The 18,645-nt window shown below is 71.1% G+C and carries 17 protein-coding genes; 6 read left to right on the forward strand and 11 right to left on the reverse strand.

The genetic code is table 11. From position 1 onward, the window contains the following. Positions 1 to 34 precede the first annotated feature (34 nt). From leuD to ACFQZY_RS05580, 4 genes are read right to left on the reverse strand one after another with little or no spacing between them, the layout of a single operon-like run. On the reverse strand, positions 35 to 640 hold the full coding sequence (gene leuD, locus ACFQZY_RS05565) for a 3-isopropylmalate dehydratase small subunit (protein ID WP_377413641.1): 606 nt from the start codon (positions 638 to 640) through the stop codon (positions 35 to 37). Further along, positions 637 to 2,040, reverse strand: coding sequence for a 3-isopropylmalate dehydratase large subunit (leuC, locus tag ACFQZY_RS05570; RefSeq protein ID WP_377413644.1), 1,404 nt, complete (start codon positions 2,038 to 2,040; stop codon positions 637 to 639). Before leuC ends, leuD begins: the two co-directional genes overlap by 4 nt. Before the next feature lie 16 nt (positions 2,041 to 2,056). Then, on the reverse strand, positions 2,057 to 3,049 hold the full coding sequence (locus ACFQZY_RS05575; RefSeq protein WP_377413647.1) for a Bug family tripartite tricarboxylate transporter substrate binding protein: 993 nt from the start codon (positions 3,047 to 3,049) through the stop codon (positions 2,057 to 2,059). Between the two features lie 45 nt (positions 3,050 to 3,094). Further along, positions 3,095 to 4,078, reverse strand: a complete 984-nt coding sequence (locus ACFQZY_RS05580; RefSeq protein WP_377413650.1) for a tripartite tricarboxylate transporter substrate binding protein — start codon at positions 4,076 to 4,078, stop codon at positions 3,095 to 3,097. A gap of 189 nt (positions 4,079 to 4,267) precedes the next feature. Here ACFQZY_RS05580 and prpR point away from each other — a divergent pair, with 189 nt between their 5' ends. Next, a complete protein-coding gene (gene prpR / locus ACFQZY_RS05585) occupies positions 4,268 to 6,292 on the forward strand; it encodes a propionate catabolism operon regulatory protein PrpR (RefSeq protein WP_377413653.1) in 2,025 nt (674 codons plus the stop codon). 12 nt (positions 6,293 to 6,304) lie between these two features. Here prpR and ACFQZY_RS05590 read toward each other — a convergent pair whose 3' ends face one another. The 6 genes from ACFQZY_RS05590 to ACFQZY_RS05615 form a co-directional block, all read right to left on the reverse strand. Then, the gene (locus tag ACFQZY_RS05590; protein WP_377413656.1) at positions 6,305 to 7,267 is read right to left on the reverse strand and encodes a 3-hydroxyacyl-CoA dehydrogenase; all 963 of its coding nucleotides are present in this window, start codon (positions 7,265 to 7,267) and stop codon (positions 6,305 to 6,307) included. Further along, complete coding sequence (locus tag ACFQZY_RS05595) at positions 7,264 to 8,289, reverse strand: LacI family DNA-binding transcriptional regulator (protein ID WP_377413661.1); 1,026 nt, start codon at positions 8,287 to 8,289, stop codon at positions 7,264 to 7,266. The genes ACFQZY_RS05590 and ACFQZY_RS05595 overlap by 4 nt, the downstream gene beginning before the upstream one ends. Next, positions 8,286 to 9,056 (reverse strand): SDR family NAD(P)-dependent oxidoreductase, encoded by a 771-nt coding sequence (locus ACFQZY_RS05600; RefSeq protein ID WP_377413664.1) that lies wholly within the window; start codon positions 9,054 to 9,056, stop codon positions 8,286 to 8,288. The genes ACFQZY_RS05595 and ACFQZY_RS05600 overlap by 4 nt, the downstream gene beginning before the upstream one ends. A gap of 43 nt (positions 9,057 to 9,099) precedes the next feature. Next, positions 9,100 to 10,422: a histidinol dehydrogenase gene (hisD, locus tag ACFQZY_RS05605; protein ID WP_377413667.1), complete on the reverse strand. Its 1,323-nt coding sequence runs from the start codon at positions 10,420 to 10,422 to the stop codon at positions 9,100 to 9,102. A gap of 146 nt (positions 10,423 to 10,568) precedes the next feature. Then, a complete protein-coding gene (locus ACFQZY_RS05610; RefSeq protein WP_377413669.1) occupies positions 10,569 to 11,543 on the reverse strand; it encodes a flavin reductase in 975 nt (324 codons plus the stop codon). Positions 11,544 to 11,618: 75 nt separating this feature from the next. After that, positions 11,619 to 12,575 carry a LysR family transcriptional regulator gene (locus ACFQZY_RS05615; RefSeq protein WP_377413672.1) on the reverse strand — a complete coding sequence of 319 codons (957 nt, stop codon included), beginning with the start codon at positions 12,573 to 12,575 and terminating at the stop codon, positions 11,619 to 11,621. Positions 12,576 to 12,727: 152 nt separating this feature from the next. Here ACFQZY_RS05615 and ACFQZY_RS05620 point away from each other — a divergent pair, with 152 nt between their 5' ends. The 4 genes from ACFQZY_RS05620 to ACFQZY_RS05635 are packed head-to-tail and all read left to right on the forward strand — an operon-like array spanning position 12,728 to position 16,390. Further along, on the forward strand, positions 12,728 to 14,128 hold the full coding sequence (locus ACFQZY_RS05620) for an acyclic terpene utilization AtuA family protein (RefSeq protein WP_377413675.1): 1,401 nt from the start codon (positions 12,728 to 12,730) through the stop codon (positions 14,126 to 14,128). Further along, entirely contained in the window at positions 14,125 to 14,436 is a 312-nt protein-coding gene (locus ACFQZY_RS05625; protein ID WP_377413678.1) for a DUF4387 domain-containing protein, read from the forward strand. Before ACFQZY_RS05620 ends, ACFQZY_RS05625 begins: the two co-directional genes overlap by 4 nt. A 54-nt stretch (positions 14,437 to 14,490) precedes the next feature. Continuing rightward, a complete protein-coding gene (locus ACFQZY_RS05630) occupies positions 14,491 to 15,891 on the forward strand; it encodes an LLM class flavin-dependent oxidoreductase (RefSeq protein WP_377413681.1) in 1,401 nt (466 codons plus the stop codon). A 7-nt stretch (positions 15,892 to 15,898) separates the two neighbouring features. Next, on the forward strand, positions 15,899 to 16,390 hold the full coding sequence (locus ACFQZY_RS05635) for a 6,7-dimethyl-8-ribityllumazine synthase (protein ID WP_377413684.1): 492 nt from the start codon (positions 15,899 to 15,901) through the stop codon (positions 16,388 to 16,390). 57 nt (positions 16,391 to 16,447) lie between these two features. On the opposite strand, the gene ACFQZY_RS05640 is transcribed toward ACFQZY_RS05635, so the two are convergent. Next, a complete protein-coding gene (locus tag ACFQZY_RS05640) occupies positions 16,448 to 17,479 on the reverse strand; it encodes an amidohydrolase family protein (RefSeq protein WP_377413687.1) in 1,032 nt (343 codons plus the stop codon). A 188-nt stretch (positions 17,480 to 17,667) separates the two neighbouring features. Here ACFQZY_RS05640 and ACFQZY_RS05645 point away from each other — a divergent pair, with 188 nt between their 5' ends. Continuing rightward, the gene (locus ACFQZY_RS05645; RefSeq protein WP_377413690.1) at positions 17,668 to 18,633 is read left to right on the forward strand and encodes a Bug family tripartite tricarboxylate transporter substrate binding protein; all 966 of its coding nucleotides are present in this window, start codon (positions 17,668 to 17,670) and stop codon (positions 18,631 to 18,633) included. Positions 18,634 to 18,645 lie beyond the last annotated feature (12 nt).

Raw genomic sequence — 18,645 nt, forward strand, 5'->3', positions numbered from 1 at the left:
CTGTGGTTCGAATGAAAAAGCGGGGCGAGGGCGGTCAGGCCAGCGATGCCAGCCAGGGCTGGCGCTGGCGGACCTGGTCCTCGTAGGCGCGCAGGGCGGCGTCGTGGCGCAGCGTGCGATCGACCTCGTCTTCCGACGAGAGCAGCTCCTGCGCATGGCCCTCGGCGAGGCGCACGGGCAGCAGCGCGCCGTCGGGCAGGCGCAGCTGGCTGGCCGCCACGTCCAGGCACAGCTCGCCGTCGGGCGAGCGCGCCAGGGCCTGCAGCAGGGCCGCATGGTCCGCCGGGGTCACCGCGGCGGCCACCAGCCCGTTCTTCGCGCAGTTGTTGCGGAAGATGTCGCCGAACGACAGGGCCACGACGGCCTGCACGCCGTGGTCGGCGAGGGCCCAGACCGCGTGCTCGCGCGAGGAGCCGCAGCCGAAGTTGTTGGCGCCGACCAGCAGCCGCACGGGCTCGGGCCGCTGCATGAAGGCGACCTCGGGCCGGCCCTCGGCGCGCCAGTCGGCGAACAGGTGCGCGCCCATGCCGTCACGCTGCGTGAGCCGCAGGAAGCGGCCGGGGAAGATGGCGTCGGTATCGATGTCGTCGCGCTGCATCACGGCGGCGCGGCCCGACACGCTGGCGGTGACGGCCTTCATGCGAGGAACTCCCGGGGGTCGGTCAGGGCGCCGCGCACGGCGGAGGCGGCCACGGCGGCCGGGCTCATGAGGTGGGTCCGTCCTCCCTGGCCCTGGCGGTTCTCGAAGTTGCGGTTGGAGGTCGAGGCGCAGCGCTGGCCGGGCGAGAGGCTGTCGCCATTCATGCCGATGCACATGGAGCAGCCGGGCTCGCGCCATTCGAAGCCGGCCTCCACGAAGATCGCGGCCAGGCCCTCGGCCTCCGCCGCGCGCTTGACGCTGCCGGAGCCCGGCACCACCAGGGCGCGCACGCCGGGGGCGACCCGGCGGCCGCGCGCGACTTCGGCGGCGGCGCGCAGGTCCTCGAGCCGGCCATTGGTGCAGGAGCCGATGAAGGCCACGTCGATGGCCACCGAGGACAGCGCCTGCCCGTGCCGCAGGCCCATGTAATCCAGGCCCTTCTCGATGCGGCTGCGTTCCGCCGGGTCGGCCGGCGTGACGCCGTCGCCGACCTGGCCATCGAACGCCGCGCTCTCGGCCGGGGTGGTGCCCCAGGTGACGCGCGGGCTCACGCCGGCGGCGTCGAACCGGACCAGGCGGTCGAAGTCGGCCGCGTCGTCCGTGCGCAGCGAGGCCCAGGCCTGGACGGCCTGCTCGAAGTGCGCGCGCGCCGCCCCCTGCACGCGCTCGCGCAGGTAGGCCACGGTCGTGGCGTCGGGCGCCACCAGGCCGAAGCGGGAGCCGGCCTCGATGGTCATGTTGCACAGCGTCAGGCGGCCTTCCATCGACAGCGCCGAGATTGCGGGACCGAAGTACTCGATGCCGTGGCCGACGCCGCCGCGGGTGCCGATGTGGTGGATCAGGGCCAGGGCCAGGTCCTTGGCATGGACGCCCCGGCCCAGCGCCCCGCAGACCTCGAGGCCCAGGGTGCGCGGCTTGCGCATCCACAGGCTCTGGGTGCTCATCACGTGGGCCACCTCCGAGGTCCCGACCCCCCAGGCGAGCGCCCCCAGGGCGCCCAGCGTGGCCGTGTGGGAATCACCGCAGACCACGGTGCTGCCGGGCAGGACGAAGCCCAGTTCGGGCGCGATCACGTGCACGATCCCCTGCAGCGGGTCGTCCAGGTCCAGCAGGCGCATGCCGGTGGCCTGCGCGTTGCGCCTCAGGGTGGCGATCTGCTCGGCGCTCTGGGCGTCGGGGATGTTCGTCAGCCGGTCGGCGCTGGTGGGCACGTTGTGGTCCTGCACCGCGATGTGGCGGGCGGGCGAGCGCAGGCGGTGGCCGGAGGCCTTCATGCTGGCGAAGGCCTGCGGGCTCGACACCTCCTGCACCAGGTGCCGGTCGATGTAGACCAGGTCGTCGCCGGCCTCGTTGCGGGCCACCGCGTGGGCGGCCCAGATCTTGTCGAAGAGGGTGGTCATCTCGCCGCGCCGCGCCTCATTCGATCCTGATGTCGGCGGCCTTCACGATCGCCCGGTTCTTGGCCAGGTCGCGCGCGATCTCCTCGGCGAAGGCCGCCGGCGTGCCAGGCTGGGCCACGATGCCCAGCTTGGCCAGGCGCTCGCGCATCTCCGGCGTAGCGAGGACCTTGTTCAGGGCCTGGTTGAGCCTCGCCACCACGGCGGGCGGCGTGCGGGCCGGCGCGGCCAGGCCGACCCAGGAGTTGATCTCGAAATCCTTCAGGCCCGACTCGATGAAGGTGGGCACGTCCGGCAGCGAGGCCACGCGCTGGCGCGAGGCCACCGCGATCGGGGTCAGCTGCTTGCTCTGGATGAAGGGCATGGCGCCCGCAACCGCCGTGAAGTTCATCGGCAGGACCCCGCTCACCACGTCGCCCATGGCCTGGCCGCCGCCCTTGTACGGCACGTGGACGAGGGTCATGCCGGTGCGCTGCTTCAGCATCTCCCCTGCGAGATGGGTGGTGCTGCCGGTGCCGGCATTGCCGTACGACAACCCGCCGGGCGTCGCGCTGGCCACCGCCTGCAGCTCGGACAGCTTGCTGGCCGGGACCTTGGGGTTGACCACCACGATCAGCACGGCGTCGCCGATCTTGCCGATGGGGGCGAAGTCCTTGAGGGTGTCGAACGGCACCTTGGGATACACGCTGGGGTTGATGACGAGCGTGCCGTCATAGGCGAGCAGCAGCGTGTAGCCGTCCGGCTCGGCGTTGGCCACGATCTGGGTGCCGATGTTGCCGGCGGCGCCGGGCTTGTTGTCCACGATGACCTGCTGGCCCAGTTCCTGGCCGAGTTTCTCGGCCACGATGCGCGCGCTGGTGTCGGTCACGCCGGCCGTGGCGAAGGGCACGACCAGGCGGATCGGCTTAGAGGGGTAGTTGCCCTGGGCGTGGGCGGCGGGCAGGGCGGCGGCGGCCAGGGCGAGGGCGGCGGCCAGCAGACTGCGGCGGGAGGAGAGGCGTTGGAAGTTCACGGTCGGTGGTGGGTGGTTCGTGGTTGTGTCTTTGGGGCGCGCGGCTCACTCGGGCTTGATGCCGCCGCGCTGGGCGACGGCGGCCCACTTCGCGGCCTCGCTGCGCACGAAGCGATCGAGGTCCGCGGGGCTGCTCAGCACCATCTGGGCGCCCTGCTCGCGCAGGCGCGTCGCCACGGCCGGGTCGGCGCTGACGGCGCGCAGGTCACGGCCGATCTGCTCCACCAGCGCCGGCGGCATGCCGGCCGGCCCGAACATGCCGTACCAGCTCAGGGATTCGACGCCCTGCACGCCGGCTTCCGCGAAGGTCATCGCGTCCGGGAACACGGCCAGGCGCTCCTTCGCGGCCACACCGACCACCCGCAGGGTGCCCGCCTGCACATGGGGCAGGGCGGTCAGCACGCTGGTGAAGCCCATGGGCAGGTGTCCGCCGATGATCTCGACCATCATCGGCGCGCCGCCCTTGTAGAAGACCTCCACCGTCTTCAGGCCGGCGGCCTGGCGCAGCAGTTCGCCCGTGAGCCGGGTCTGGCCTTCCGAGTTGCCGATCCCCAGCTCCTGGCTGCGCGCGGCCTTCAGCAGGTCGTTGAGGTTCTTGTAGGGGCCGTTGGCGGCGACGACCAGGACCATCGGCGAGGTCGCCACGTTCGTGATCGGGGTGAAGGCCGTCACGGTGTCGTAGGGCAGCTTCTTCATCAGCACCGGGTTGACCGCGTGCGAACCCACCACCAGCAGCAGGGTGTAGCCGTCCGGCGGCGCCTTGGAGACCAGGCTGGAGCCGATCACGCCGTTGGCGCCGGTGCGGTTGTCCACCACCACGCTCTGGCCCCAGCGGTCGCTGAGCTTCTGGGCCAGCTGCCGGCCCACGATGTCGGTGCCGCCGCCGGGCGCGTAGGGCACGACCAGGGTCACCGGCTTGGCCGGAAAGCTGTTGGCCAGGCCGGGCCGCGAGAGCGTGAGGGCGGCCAGTCCGCCGAGGGCGGTGCGTCGGTTGAATGCGCCGGGCGTGGCGCGCAGGGGGCGTTGCAAGCGTGTCTCCTCGGGTTGGCGGGTCCGGTCGCCGTCGATGCGGCAATCCACCGGCCTGGTTTGCAGAAGCCGTGCCAGCCAGTCCGTTCGCGCAAGTGCTTGATTCCTATGGCGGCCGGTGTCGCATCGCGGCGGTCATGTCGCACGGCCGTGCAACAATCGCGTCTCACCATGAGACATCGCTGAAACATGACGCCGGATCTCCTCGGCCCGGGCGCCCGGTTGCCTCGCCTGTGCTTCCTCGGCTACCGGCACCTGCGGGAGTTTTCCGCGCCGGTGATCGAGCAGTACCGCGACCGCGCCGAGATCGAGCTGGTCGATTGCACGGTGAGCCAGGCCGTGGCGCTGGCCCGCCAGCGGGTCGACCAGGGCCGGGTGGATGCCTTCATCAGCGCCGGCGCCAATGGCGGCCTGCTGCGGCGGCAGGTCCGGGCGCCCGTGGCCACGATCCAGCTGGCCGGGCTCGACATCCTCCAGGCCCTGATCACCGCGCGCCGCAGCTCACGGCGGGTCGGCGTGGTGGTGTACGGCCAGACCCTGCCCGACCTCGAGGCCGTGAAGGACCTGCTGCGCATCGAGATCGCGCAGTTCGCCTACCAGACGCCCGACGACGCGCGCCGCAGCGTCGAGGCGCTGCGCTCGGCCGGGTTCTCCGTGATCGTGGGCTCCAGCATCGTGGTGGAGCTGGCGGAGGCGGCGGGGCTGTGCGGGCTGCTGGCCTACTCCCCGGCCAGCATCCGCCAGGGCTTCGAGGACGCCATCGAGCTGGCCCGCGTGGCCCGCATGGAGGCCGAGCGCCATGCGCAGCTCGGCGCCGTGCTGCACACGCTGGACGACGCGGTCCTGGCGGTGGACCGGACCCACCAGGTGATCGCGGCCAATCCGCCGATGCAGCGCATCCTCGGCGCCGACGCCGCCAGCCTGCTGGGGCGCGACCTGGCCAGCCTGCAGCCGGAGCTGTCCCTGCGCGAGACCCTGAGCAGCGGCGCGTCCGACGGGACCCAGGTCCTGCGCCTGGGGCGGCGCAACTGGGTCGCCAAGCGGGCGCCGGTGCGGGTGCGCGGCGAGGTCGTGGGCGCCGCGCTGACGCTGTACGACGCCCGCTCCATCCACGAGGCCGACACCCGCCTGCGCATCCAGCAGCGCCGCCAGCAGGCGGCCGCGCGGCACAGCTTCGAGGACCTCGAGGGCCAGAGCCCCGCCCTGCTGCGGGCCGTCGCCAGCGCGCGGCGCTTCGCCCGCACCGACCTGACCATCCTCATCGCCGGCGAGAGCGGCACCGGCAAGGAGCTGTTCGCCCAGGCGATCCACAACGAGAGCGGCCGCGCGGACAAGCCCTTCATCGCCGTCAACTGCGCGGCCTTCCCCGAGAGCCTGCTGGAGAGCGAGCTGTTCGGCTACGAGGACGGGGCCTTCACCGGCGCGCGGCGCGGCGGCAAGCGGGGCCTGTTCGAGGCGGCGCACACCGGCACCCTGTTCCTCGACGAGATCGGCGACATGCCGACCTCGCTGCAGACCCGCCTGCTGCGGGTGCTGCAGGAGCGGGAGGTGCTGCGCGTGGGCAGCGCCGTGCCGGTGCCGGTCGACGTGCGCGTCATCGCGGCCACGCACCAGCCCCTGGCCGAGATGGTGACGCAGCGCCGTTTCCGGCAGGACCTCTACTTCCGCATCAACACCCTGCTGCTGTCACTGCCGCCGCTGCGCGAGCGCGCCGGCGACATCGCCCTGATGGCGACGCGCCGCGTGCAGCGCTGCCTCGCCCGGCTCGGGTCCACCCGGCCCGTCGAGCCGGCGCTCCAGCCCCTGATGCCTCGCCTGCTGGCGCATGACTGGCCGGGCAATGTGCGTGAGCTGGAGAACCTCTGCGAGCGGCTGGCGGTGTTCCTGCTGCAGTTCGATCCCGGCGAGCCGGTGGACTGGAGCGGCCTGCCGCAGGACTGTCCCGAGCTGTTCCCGGGGATCGCGCAGGCCGGCGTGCCTGCGGCGCCGGCGGAGATGCCTGCCCGGACACGGGCCCGGATGGCAGCCGAGATGGCGGCCGGGATGACGGCCGGGATCCCGGCCGAGATGCCTGCCCCCGCGGTCGACATGCGGCCGTCCCTGGTGCGGCAGGCGCTGCAGCAGCATGGCGGCAACCGGCAGGCGGCCGCGCGCGCCCTGGGGGTCAGCCGTAGCACGCTGTGGCGCTGGCTGCGGCAGGACCCGGCGGGCTGAACGGGGCCGGCCTCAGCCGGGCGGGTCGGCCTGGCGCCGGGCCGCGAAGGCCATCAGGCGCTCGTCGCGCCAGGCGCGGCGGGCCTCGAGGTCCGCGTGGGCCAGGTGTTCCCGGCGCTGCGCCTCCACCTGCCGGATCAGCCCCTCGTCCCAGGGCGCCTCGTGGCGGCGTGAGTCGGCGATGCGCTGGTACAGCGGGCCCAGGCGTTGCGCGTAGTCGGCCACGCCGCCGGGGGCGTTCAGGTCGATGGTCTCGAACGGGCCCATGAACGACCAGCGCCAGCCCAGGCCGTCACGGAGGGTCTTGTCGATGTCCTCGCAGCTGGCCACGCCGTCCTCGACCAGCGCCCAGGCCTCCCGCAGCAGCGCCGCCTGCAGGCGGTTCAGCACGAATCCCTCGACCTCCTTGCGCACGTGCACCACGGTCTGGCCGACCGCCTGCATCAGCGCGTCGGCGAAGGCGACGGTCTCCGGCGCCGTCGCGGGCGAGGGCACCAGCTCCACCACCGGCACCAGGTAGGGCGGGTTGACCGGGTGCACGATCAGCACGCGGGGCGAGAGGTCCAGGCCGAGCGCGAAGGCCGAGCCCGGGATGCCGGAGGTGGAGCTGCCGACGATCAGGTCCGGGCCGGCCAGGGCCTCCAGCTCGAGCATCAGCTGCCGCTTCACGTCCACCCGCTCCAGGACGGATTCCTGCGCGTAGCAGGCGCCGTCGACCGCCTCGGCCAGCGTGGCCACCGGCGTGATGCGCGCCAGGATGGCCGCCGGCTCCTCGGCGACGAGGCCGTGCCGGTGCAGCCCGGCCAGCTGGCTGGCGATCAGGGGCAGGGCGGCGCGGGTGACGTCCGGGTTCCGGTCGAACAGCCTCACCGGCAGGCCGGCGCGGGCATAGACGATGGCCCAGCCTGAGCCCACCAGCCCGGCGCCGACGATGGCGACGGGACGGCGCCCCGTGAGTTCCGCGAGTGCGGTCATGCGTTTGTCTCCTTGTGTTGTACGGTCCCGCGCTCCACCAGCCGGCAGGGGACGGTCACGCAGCGCGCGGTGACCTCGCCCTGGATCTGGTCGAACAGCAGGTCGCAGGTGGCTTCCACCATCCGGTCCACGTCCTGCTGCACCGTGGTGAGGTCGTAGGACGGCCAGCCGGCCTGGGGGACGTTGTCGAAGCCGACCACCGAGACGTCCTGCGGCACGCGCAGGCCCAGGTCCGTGCGCAGCGCCTCGAGGGCGGCGATGGCCATGTGGTCGTTGGCCGCGAAGAGGGCGTCGGGCCGGCGGGCCGGGTCGCTGAACAGGTCCAGCGTCGCCTGGCGCGCGGCGGCGAAGTCGTAGTGGCCGACCGCCCGGCCCTGCAGCCTGAGGCCGGCGGCGGCCAGCGCCTCGCACAGCCCGGCCTCCCGCTCGAGGCTGGTCGATGCGTTGGCCAGGCCCGCCAGCCAGGCGATGCGCCGGTGCCCCGTGCGCACCAGCATCTCCCCGACGAGCCGGCCGCCCTCGCGGTTCTGCGAGGTGACCGAGCTGGTCGCGAAGCGCCCGAGCGCGCCGAGCTGCGCGACCCGGTTGAACAGCACCACCGGGATGCCGGCCTCGGCGCAGTCGTGCGCGAGCCCGGACGACAAGGTGGTGGACGCCATCACGATGCCATCGACCTGGTAGGGCAGGATGTCGGCCAGGATGGCGTCGGCATCGACGGTCTCGCTGATGAACAGCAGCACGTGCCAGCCCTTGCGCTGCAGCGCTTGCGACAAGCGCTCGATCACCATCGGGTAGAACTGGTTGTCCAGGTGGCTCATCACCAGGCCCACCATGCCGCTGCGCCGCGTGATGAGCGTGCGGGCGATGGCATTGGGCCGGTAGCCCAGCTCGGCGGCGGCCGCCAGGATGCGCTGGCGGGTGTCGGGGGCCACGCTGGCGCCCGGGGTGAAGGCGCGGCTCACCGCCGACTGCGAGACGCCCGCCAGCCGGGCCACGTCATGCGCGGTGGGCTTGGGCTTCATGCGGCGGTCCAGCCCCCGTCCAGCATCAGGGCGCTGCCCGTCATGAGGCTGGAGGCCTCGCTGGCCAGGAACACGATGGGGCCCATCACTTCCTCGACCCGGCCGATGCGGCCCAGCGCGATCCGGTCGACCACGAAGTCGCGGAAGGCCGGGTCGGCGAACATCGGCGCGGTGAAGGCGGTCTCGATGAAGGTCGGGCAGATCGTGTTGACGCGGATGCCCGCCGGCCCCAGCTCCCAGGACAGCGCCTGGGTCAGGCCCTCGACCGCGTGCTTGCTCGCGCAGTACACGGTGCGGCGCGGGCTGCCCACATGGCCCATCTGCGAGCTGACGTTGATGATCGAGCCCTGCTCGCCCGCCTCGACCATGCGCCGGGCGACGGCGCGGGTGACGTAGAAGGTGGCCTTCACGTTCAGGTCGAAGATGGCGTCGATGTCCTCGTCGGTCGTGTCGGCCAGCAGCTTGGGGCGGTTCATGCCGGCGTTGTTGACCAGGATGTGGAAGGCTGGCCGCTCGGCCAGGGCCGCGGCCACCGCCTCCGAGTCGGTCACGTCCAGCGCGACCCAGTCGGCGCGTCCCCCGTGGGCCCGGATCGCCTCGCAGGCTGCCTCGAGCTCCCCGGCGGAGCGGGCCGCCAGCGTGACCGCGGCGCCGGCCTGGGCCAGCGCGTGGGCCGCCGCGAGCCCGATCCCGCGGCTGGCGCCGGTGACCAGGGCCCGCTTGCCGTCCACCCGGAAGCCGGGGAAGGCGGGCAGCTGCGTGCTCACCGGGCGCCCCCGTGCGCGCGGGCGCGTCGCAGTCGCGCGGCGCTCATGCGTCCAGCGCCGGCACCGGCTGGTACCACGGCACCTCCTCGCGGGTGCCGTAGCGGCGCACGCGGATGTTGGCCTGCTCGCCGTGCCCGGCGAAGTTCTCCATGTGGCACAGGCGGGAGCAGTACTCGCCGATGAGGGCGCTGGCCTCGTCGGTCTCGACCCGCTGGAAGGTGCAGGTCTTGAGGAATTTGCCGACCCACAGGCCGCCGGTGTAGCGCGCCGCCTTGTTGGTCGGCAGGGTGTGGTTGGTGCCGATCACCTTGTCGCCGAACGCGACGTTGGTGCGGGGGCCGATGAACAGGGCGCCGTAGTTGGTCATGTGGTCCAGGAAGAACCCCGGGTCGCGGGTCATCACCTGCACGTGCTCGGAGGCCAGCTCGTCTGCCTTGCGCAGCATCTCCTCGCGCGTGTCGCAGACGATGACCTCGCCGAACTCGGCCCAGCTCTGCGCGGCGATGGCCGCGGTGGGCAGGACCTTCAGCTGGCGCTCGATCTCGGCCAGGGTGTCGCGCGCCAGGGCCTCGCTGTCCGTCAGCAGCACCGAGGGGGAGGTGGGGCCGTGCTCGGCCTGGCCCAGCAGGTCGACCGCCACCAGCTCGCCGTCGACCGAGTCGTCGGCGATGACCAGGGTTTCGGTGGGGCCGGCGAACAGGTCGATGCCGACGCGGCCGAACAGCTGCCGCTTGGCCTCGGCGACGAACATGTTGCCCGGGCCGACCAGCATGTCCACCGGCTTCAGGCTGGGCGTGCCGACGGCCATGGCGACCACGGCCTGCACGCCGCCCAGCACCAGGATCTCGTCGGCGCCGGCCAGGTGCATGGCGGTGACGATGGCCGGGTGCGGCGCGCCCTGGTACGGGGGGGCGGTGGAGACGATGCGCTTGACGCCGGCCACCTTGGCGGTGAGCACGCTCATGTGGGCCGAGGCGATCATGGGGTACTTGCCGCCGGGCACGTAGCAGCCGACCGCGTTGACCGGGATGTGGCGGTGTCCGAGGAAGACGCCGGGCCGGGTCTCCACTTCCACGTCACGCATGGAGTCGCGCTGGACCTGCGCGAAATGGCGGATTTGCGCCTGCGCGAAGCGGATGTCCTCCAGCTCGCGCGCCGACAGGCTCTTCATCGCCTGCTCGATCTGCGCCTGGGTCAGGCGGAAGTCCTGCGGGTCCCAGTTGTCGAACTTGCGGCTGTACTCGCGCACCGCTTCGTCGCCGCGCTGTTCGATGTCCTGGATGATGCCTTCGACGGTGGCGCGCACCTTGGCGTCGTCCGCGTTCCGGGCCTGGGCGTCCCGGCCGCGCTTGAGGTATCTGATCATGGGGTTCTTCCTGGTTGAGGCTTTGCATTCGTATGCAGCGCCCGCAGTCTTTGGGGCTTGCATTCGTATGCAATTAGGTGTTTTCCCTGGGGTGTGCGGCAGCGCCCGGCCGCCGGGGCGGATCCGGGCGCTCGCCGCGGGGGCGTTCAGGCCGGGACGGGTTCCTGGGCCAGGGCCCGGGACTCGGCCACCAGGCTGAAGTACTGCGCCATCGCCGCCGCGGCGCCGTCGCCGTCGCGCGCGCGCAGGCACTCGAGCACCCGCCAGCGCAGGGGGTTCAGCGCCGGCAGGTAGATGGCCTGGGCGCGCGACTGCGCGACCTGCGCGGACACCACGTACTCCAGCATGGTGCTGAGCGATTGCGCCACCACGGCCAGCATCTCGTTGTGCGCCGCGGTGGTCAGCTGCTTGAAGAAGGTGATGGCCGCCTCGGCGCGGCGGACCATGTCGCCCTCCTGCGCATGGCGGTCCAGCCGCCGCAGGTTCTGCTCGATGGCGTCGAAGTCTTCCTCCCGACCCGCCGCGCTGGCCAGGCGCACCAGGCTCACATGCACGGCCGCGCGGGCCTGGACCAGTTCCGCCTCGGAGGCCGGGCCCCGGGAGGCCAGGGCCCGCAGCGACTGCGCGAGCATCATGTAGGCCCCCTTGTAGAACACCAGCGCGTCCTCGTCGCTGCTCTGCTCGAAGGCTTCCACCTGGCCGACGAAGATCACATGGTCGCCCGCGTCGTGCTGGGCGAAGACGCTGCACTGGAAGTTGGCGATGCAGTCGCGCAGCACCGGCGCGCGGCCCCAGCCGCGGGTGTAGGCCACGCCGTCGAACTTCTCCGCCATGCTCTTGCTGCTGCTGGCGAAACGGCCGGAGAGGTCGTCCTGTCGGTGGGACAGCACGTTGATGGCGAACTGCTGCGTCTGCCGGAAGATGTCGATGGACTTGCTGTTCTTGCGCAGGCTCCAGAGCACCAGGGGCGGCTCCAGCGAGACCGAGCTGAAGGAGTTGCAGGTCAGCCCGACCGGCTGGTCCTGGGCATCCACGGTGGTGATGACGGCCACGCCCGTCGGGAAGCACCCGAGGGCCTGGCGAAAACTCTGGGAGGTGGGGGCTTGCTGCGTCTGGCTCATGGCTGGATTCCTTGGATCACTGGTTCGCTGGCGAAAAAGTGTAGGAGCCGGCCCCGAGCGAGAAATGCATAGCAGTTATCGACCCGCCGCCTCCCGTTCGCCCCGGGCGGGGGGGCGGAACTGCCAGACCTGCGCCTCCAGCAGCTTGCCGACCTCCTCGCGCACACAGCGGAACAGCTGTTTCATGGCCGGCGTGGCGGGCCGTTTGGTCGACATGGCGACCGACAGCACGCTGGGAATCGTCGGGTTGACGATGGGACGCACGCTCAGCAGGCCGCGCGACACGAGGTGGGCCACCGCGCCGTAGGGCAGGAAGGTGTAGCCGTACCCCTCTTCCGCAAAGCGGATGAGGGAGTTCATGCCGTCGATCTCCAGCGTCACGTTGGGCCGTGCGCAGATATCGGCGGCGGCCGAGTCGATCACTTCCCGCAGGCCGTGCAGCGGGCTGGGCAGCACCAGGGGCAGCTTCAGGGCCTCGGCCAGGTCGATGGGCGCGTCGGTGTCCATCACGCCATGGCCCGCCGCGCCAACGAGCATCAGCTCGTCGGAGATCAGGGTGTCCAGCGCCAGCTTGGCCCGCTTGGGCGCGTTGTAGATCACCGCCACGTCGACCTGGCCGGTCACCAGCCATTCGAGCACGTAGCCGCTGACGGCGTCCCGCACCCGCAGCGACACCGCCGGGAAGTCCTCGTTGAACCGCGTGACCAGGGGCACGAGCAGGAATTCGGCGAGCATGGGCGGGATCCCCAGCACCACGCTGCCGGCGGCGGTCTTGCGCAGCGCCTGCATCTCGTGCACGGCCGCATCGGCGCGGTCCACGATGTCGGTCGCCAGGCTCAGGAAGCGCTCACCGGCCTCGGTCAGCGCCACCCCGTGGCCCGTGCGACGCAGCACGGGCGAGCCGAGCTCCTCTTCGAGCAGCTGCAGCTGGCGGGTCAGGGCGGACTGGGTGACGCCGACGAGGGTCGAGGCGCGCGACAGGCTCTCGGAGGAGGCGATGGCGATGAAATAGCGAAGCTGGCGCAGGTCCATGGAACGAGAGGCGGGAGACACCGGCCGTCATGGCCGGGAAAGGGGGGGGCCTTGGGCGGCGGCAGCATAGCACTGATACCTGTTATTCATTGTCCGGGCCGGGCGCCCGCGGGATAGTTACCGCACTCTTATTTCGCCCACAGCCTGATGCAATGAATCCCACAAGAGACAAGACGACGGACAAGGAAGTCCGCCTGCTGGCGGTCACCTCGATCCTGGGGTACGGCTTTCCTGAAATCGCGCTGCAGCGAGGCATGGAGGCCAACCCGCACCTGATCGGTGCGGACGCCGGCAGCACCGACCCCGGCCCTTACTACCTCGGCGCGGGCAAGCCCTTCTGCTCGCGCCTGGCCATCAAGCGCGACACCCGCCTGATGCTGCTGGCGGCCGTGCCGCGCGGCATCCCGGTGGTGATCAGCACCTGCGGCGGCGCCGGCGGCGAGCCGCACCTGCAGTTCATGGCCGAACTCGTGCGCGAGATCGCCCGCGAGGAAAAGCTCGACTTCAAGCTGGCCCTGATCCACTCCGAGCAGGACAAGGGCTTCATCAAGCGCCAGCTGGCCGCGGGCAAGGTCAAGCCGGCGTCGCAGCGACCGCCCCTCACCGCGCAGCAGGTCGATGACGCCGAGCGCATCGTCGGCCTGATGGGCCCCGAGCCCATCATGAGCGCCCTGGAAGGCGGCGCGCAGGTGGTCCTGGCGGGCCGCGCGACCGACCCGTCGATCTGGGCCGCGGGCGTCCAGCGCGCCGGCCTGCCGCCCGAGATGGGCTGGTACGCCGGGAAGATGCTGGAGTGCGGCGCCGAGCCCGCCGCGCCCAAGCGCGACGGCTGCCTGCTGGCCCGCGTCCACCGGGACTACATCGACCTCGAGCCGACCAACCCGGAGCAGGCCTGCACCCGCCTCTCGGTGGCCAACTTCGCGCTGCACGAGAACCCCAGCGCCATCCACCACTACGAGCCGGGCGGCATGCTCGACACCTCGGAGTGCCGGTTCGAGCAGCTGACCGATCGCATCGTGCGCGTCAGCGGCATGAAGTGGCACCCCGCCGACGTCTACACCGTGAAGATGGAAGGCGTGCAGCGCGTGGGCTTCCGGGCCATCGCCATGTGCGCCACCCGCGACCCGGTGCTGATTCGCGGCATCGACGACTACCTGGTGCGGGTCCGCGCCATCGTCGACGAGAAGACCCGCAACTTCGGCGTCCCCGCGGGCGGCTACCAGCTGGCGATCCGCTGCTACGGGCTGAATGGCGTGATGGGCGAGCGCGAGCCGCTGAAGGCCACCGCGGCCCATGAGCTGAGCTTCATCATCGAGGCGATGGCGCCGACGCAGGAGGTCGCCAACGCCGTCGTCGCCATCTCCCGCACCACCATGCTGCACGCCGACTTCCCCGGCCGCCTGTGCAAGGAGGGGAACATGGCCATCCCGTTCTCGCCGGCCGACGTGGAGCTGGGGCCCAGCTACGAGTTCAGCGTCTATCACATCGTCGACGCCGAAGACCCGTACCACCTGTTCCCCATCGAATACGCCGACGTGAAAGGCCAGCCATGACCTGCATCCGTGAACTCGCCAGCGTCTGCAAGAGCAAGAACGCCGGCCCCTTCGAGCTGACCATCGACGTGATCTTCGGCTCGGACGAACTCTTCGAGCGCGTCGCCGCCACCGGCATCCTGAGCGCCGCCCTGTTCGCCCGCCTCTACCACGTGGAGGAGTCGCAGGTGCTGTTCATGCCGTACCCGCCGGCGCGGGCCTTCAAGGCCACCCTGCCGCGGCTCATCCCCGCCGGCGCCTTCGGCGACAGCGACGTGTACGGCGCGCAGCAGCATGCGCCCCTCCTCGAGGTCGACATCCCGGTCTGACCGGCGCCCTTCGAACCTCCCCTCGCCCCGAGAACACCCCCGCAAGAGACCTCCATGACCCAAGACCGCAAGATGAGCCTGATCGGCTTCCTGCAGGCGCAGAACTGCTCCACCTACCCGGGCAGCTGGCGCCATGTGGGCAGCGACCCCGGCTATCTCACGCCCGAGTACTACCAGTCCATCGCCCGCACGCTGGAAGCCGGCATGTTCGACATGGCCTTCTTCGACGACCGCCTCGCCATGCCGGACATCTACTCCGGCGACCATTCGCAGACGGTCGCGGCCGGCGTGCGCGCCATCAAGCTCGACCCGCTGGTGGTGCTGTCCGCCATGGCCGCGGTGACGACCCGCCTCGGCCTGGGCGCCACCTACTCCACCACCTACTACGAGCCCTACCACGTGGCCCGCACCTTCGCCACGTTCGACCTCATGAGCAAGGGCCGCGCCGCCTGGAACGTGGTGACCTCGCTGAACGACTCCGAGGCCGCCAACTTCGGCAAGGACGAACACCTGGAGCACGACCTGCGCTACGACCGCGCCGACGAGTTCCTGGAGACCACCCTGGGCCACTGGGACACCTGGGAGGAGGGCGCGCTGGTCCAGGACAAGGAGACCGGCGAATTCGCCCGTCCCGAGAAGGTCAAGCGGCTGGACCACCAGGGTGAGTTCTTCAAGTCGCGCGGTCCCTTCACCGTGCCGCGCTCGCCGCAGGGCCAGCCGGTGCTGATCCAGGCCGGCCAGAGCGGCCGCGGCCGGGCCTTCGCGGCGCGCTGGGGCGAGCTGCTGTTCGTGGTCTACCCCAACCTGAACCTGGCCAAGAAGCAATATGCCGAGATGAAGGCCGCCGTCGCCGCCGCCGGCCGCGACCCGGCCAAGGTGCGGATCGCGACCGCCTGCCACGTGGTGGTGGGCGAGACCGACGAGATCGCCCGCCAGAAGTTCGAGTACATGGACGCCCTGGCCAAGCCGATCGATGGCCTGACGCTGATCTGCGAGGTCCTGAACACCGACTTCTCCACCCGCGACCTGGACGCGCCCTTCTCGGACGAGGAGATGGCCGGCATCTCCGGCTGGCAGACCTTCCGTGACCGGGTGGTCGCCCTGTCGGGCAAGAAGAATCCCTCGGTCCGCGACTTCGTCGAGTACTCCAAGCGCGCCCGACTGCGCGAGTTCAACGTCTTCATCGGCTCGCCCAAGACGATCGCCGACGAGATGGAGCAGTGGTTCAAGGAAGGCGGCTGCGACGGCTTCGTGCTCTCGCCCACCCACATGCCCGGCAGCTACGAGGACTTCGTGCGCATGGTCGTGCCCGAGCTGCAGAAGCGCGGCCTGGTGCGCACCGCGTACGAGAGCGACACCCTGCGCGGCAACCTGGGCCTGGACATTCCCCTGGCCGGCGACTGGAAGGCGGAGAGCGGCCCCGACTCGCGCGCCGCCGCCATCAAGGGCGTCTGACCGGGCCATGGACCAGCCTCGCCCGCCTCTCACGATCGAACGCCCGGTGCGTCTCGCCATCCTCTGCTCGTCGTGGCACGCCGACATCGTCCACCGGGCCCGCGACAGCGCGCTGGCGGAATTCGAGCGCCACGGGGTGCCGCGGGAGCAGGTCGACCTGTTCCAGGTTCCCGGCGCGTTCGAGATCCCGCTCCTCGCCCAGAAGCTGGCCACCCGCCAGCGGTACGACGCGATCATCGCGATCGGGCTGGTCGTCAATGGCGGCATCTACCGGCACGAGTTCGTCAGCACCGCGGTCATCGATGCGCTGATGCGCATCCAGCTCGACACGGAGGTGCCGGTGATGTCGGCCGTCCTGACGCCGCGGGACTTCCATGACCACGACGACCACCTGCGCTTCTTCTCGGAGCACTTCGTCAAGAAGGGCATCGAGGTGGCGAGGGCCTGCCTGGGAACCCTCGCGCTCCACCACGCGCTGGAGGACACCGCCGCCGTGTGACGGCGCCGGTGCCGCCGCTTCCCGTCGTCCCCGACGTCACGGGGGGCGCGCGCTCCCTCAGAGCCGATAGAAGTGCCTGGCGGTGCCGAGGAACAGGGCCTGGCGCTCGTCCTGCGAGCAGGCTGCGGCCACCCGCTTGAACGCATTCCAGAGCGTGCCGTAGCTGCACACGCCCTTGTCCACCGGGAAGTTGCTCTCGAACATGCAGCGCCCGGGGCCGAAGGCCTCGATGCAGGTCTCGAGGTAGGGCCGCCAGGCCGCAGCCAGTTCCTCCGACGACACCGGAACGTCGGTGGAGGCGAAGGGGAAGCCCGCGCGGGGCATGCCCAGGCCACCGAGCTTGACGCAGACATGGCCGTGCCTCGCGAGAGCCGCGATGGCCTCGCGCCAGGCCGCGAAGACCTCGGCGCGATGACCTTCGAAGGGGCCGATGCCCAGGGGGCCGCCGACATGGTTCAGCACGATCGGCGTGTCCGGGCAGTGCCGGGCCAGCTGGATCGCGTCGTCCAGCTGCGTGTGGTAGACCCACAGGTCCAGGCTCAGGCCCAGGCGGCCCACCGTCCTCACCCCCGCCTGTACCACCGGGTCCAGGAGCATCCCGCGCGGCGGGCCGTCGGCCGGGCCCGCCAGCGCCGGGTGGTCGCTCCAGGCTGCGCGGCACCGGATCCCGCGGAAGCGGCCCTTCCCGGCTTCGGCATGGGCCTGCAGCACCTCCTCGACCCGGGCCCCCAGCTGCAGGTCGGCCCAGCCCACGATGCCCTGGCACAGGGCCACGCCCCGTCGGGCGGCGAGTTCCGCCTGGGCCACCGCGAACTCGGTCTCGCCGACCGGGCGCAGGTGCTCCGGGCCCTGCGCCCGGTAACGCGCCTTGCACTCGACCAGGACGGTCGCCTCGACGGCATGGCCCGCCTGGAGGTCGTCCAGCAGGTCGCCGGCGTGGTAGGGCGAGGACTCCTCATCCCAGAAATGGTGGTGGGAATCCACGATGCGCTGCCCGGGGTCCAGCACCGCCTCGCGGCGCAGCGCGAGCCAGTCGGGGCGGACATGCGGGAAATTCGCTTTCTTGTATGAGGGGTTGAAGGCGTGCATGGGGCTGGAAGGGGTTGCGGCTCGCCGGGGACGGGCCACGCCGCGTCATTCTTGCCCGCGCACCGCAGTCTCGACTTCGGCGCGAGACGCATATCTGGTATCCGAACTTTCGCAAGGGTGCTTCTTCATACTTGCCCGGCCGCGTGTGCAGCACGGCCCTACAAAACAAGAGACGGAGACAAGCCACCATGAAGAAACTCAAGATCGCCGTCGCCTCGGCGCTCCTCCTGCTGGGATCACTGGCGCAGGCCAACGGGTACCCCAACAAGCCCATCAAGATCATCGTGCCCTATGCGCCGGGGGGCTCGTCGGACCTGTCGGCGCGGCTGCTGGCCGAAGGACTCACCGCACGCCTGAAGACCCAGGTCCTCGTCGAGAACATGCCGGGCGCGACGGGCAACATCGGCACCCGGGCGGTCGCCAAGGCCAAGCCGGATGGCTACACGCTGCTCCTGGGCTACGACGGCACCCTGACCATCAACCCCTGGGTCTTTCCCAGCGCCAACTTCGACACCCTGAAGGACTTCGTGCCGGTCAGCAAGATCGCCGATTCCACGCTGATCCTGGTGGCCAACAACGACCTGCCGGTGAAGAACGTGAAGGAGATGATCGACCTGGCCAAGGCCCGGCCCAATTTCCTGGACTACGCCACGACGGGCGTCGGCAGCACGCCGCACGCGGCCGGCGAGATGATGAACCAGCAGTTCGGCATCAACCTGCGCCACATTCCCTACTCGGGTGGCGCGCCCGCCATGACGGCCGTCATGGGCGACCACGTGAAGATGGTCTACACGGCGGTCGGCACGGCCGTCACCTTCATTCAGTCGGGCAAGATGAAGGCCCTGGGCGTCTCCGCTCCCAAGCGCGCGGCCGCCCTGCCCGACGTGCCCACCTTCACCGAGCAGGGCGTGCCCGGCTTCGACCTGAACTCGTGGTTCGGCATCCTGGCGCCCGCCGGCACGCCCAAGGCCATCGTCGACCAGCTCCAGCGCAACATCAAGGCCGTGGTCGAGAGCCCGCAGTACCGTGAGCGCTACATCGCCGCCGGCCTGGAGCCGGTGGGCAACACGTCGGAGGAGTTCGGCGCCCAGATCAAGGCCGACCTGGCCCGCTGGGGCGCCATCGTCAAGAAGGCGAAGATGGTGGCGGAGTGACGGGACCGGGGC

It is taken from the genome of Ramlibacter sp. GCM10027632, from assembly GCF_042675325.1.
Lineage (GTDB): Bacteria > Pseudomonadota > Gammaproteobacteria > Burkholderiales > Burkholderiaceae_C > Ramlibacter.

Excerpts from the sequence above, each read along its gene's own strand:
- leuD (WP_377413641.1), bottom strand. The coding sequence starts at position 640 with ATGAAGGCCGTCACCGCCAGCGTGTCGGGCCGCGCCGCCGTGATGCAG.
- leuC (WP_377413644.1), bottom strand. The coding sequence starts at position 2,040 with ATGACCACCCTCTTCGACAAGATCTGGGCCGCCCACGCGGTGGCCCGC.
- prpR (WP_377413653.1), top strand. The coding sequence starts at position 4,268 with ATGACGCCGGATCTCCTCGGCCCGGGCGCCCGGTTGCCTCGCCTGTGC.
- ACFQZY_RS05590 (WP_377413656.1), bottom strand. The coding sequence starts at position 7,267 with ATGACCGCACTCGCGGAACTCACGGGGCGCCGTCCCGTCGCCATCGTC.
- ACFQZY_RS05595 (WP_377413661.1), bottom strand. The coding sequence starts at position 8,289 with ATGAAGCCCAAGCCCACCGCGCATGACGTGGCCCGGCTGGCGGGCGTC.
- hisD (WP_377413667.1), bottom strand. The coding sequence starts at position 10,422 with ATGATCAGATACCTCAAGCGCGGCCGGGACGCCCAGGCCCGGAACGCG.
- ACFQZY_RS05610 (WP_377413669.1), bottom strand. The coding sequence starts at position 11,543 with ATGAGCCAGACGCAGCAAGCCCCCACCTCCCAGAGTTTTCGCCAGGCC.
- ACFQZY_RS05615 (WP_377413672.1), bottom strand. The coding sequence starts at position 12,575 with ATGGACCTGCGCCAGCTTCGCTATTTCATCGCCATCGCCTCCTCCGAG.
- ACFQZY_RS05620 (WP_377413675.1), top strand. The coding sequence starts at position 12,728 with ATGAATCCCACAAGAGACAAGACGACGGACAAGGAAGTCCGCCTGCTG.
- ACFQZY_RS05625 (WP_377413678.1), top strand. The coding sequence starts at position 14,125 with ATGACCTGCATCCGTGAACTCGCCAGCGTCTGCAAGAGCAAGAACGCC.
- ACFQZY_RS05630 (WP_377413681.1), top strand. The coding sequence starts at position 14,491 with ATGACCCAAGACCGCAAGATGAGCCTGATCGGCTTCCTGCAGGCGCAG.
- ACFQZY_RS05635 (WP_377413684.1), top strand. The coding sequence starts at position 15,899 with ATGGACCAGCCTCGCCCGCCTCTCACGATCGAACGCCCGGTGCGTCTC.
- ACFQZY_RS05640 (WP_377413687.1), bottom strand. The coding sequence starts at position 17,479 with ATGCACGCCTTCAACCCCTCATACAAGAAAGCGAATTTCCCGCATGTC.
- ACFQZY_RS05645 (WP_377413690.1), top strand. The coding sequence starts at position 17,668 with ATGAAGAAACTCAAGATCGCCGTCGCCTCGGCGCTCCTCCTGCTGGGA.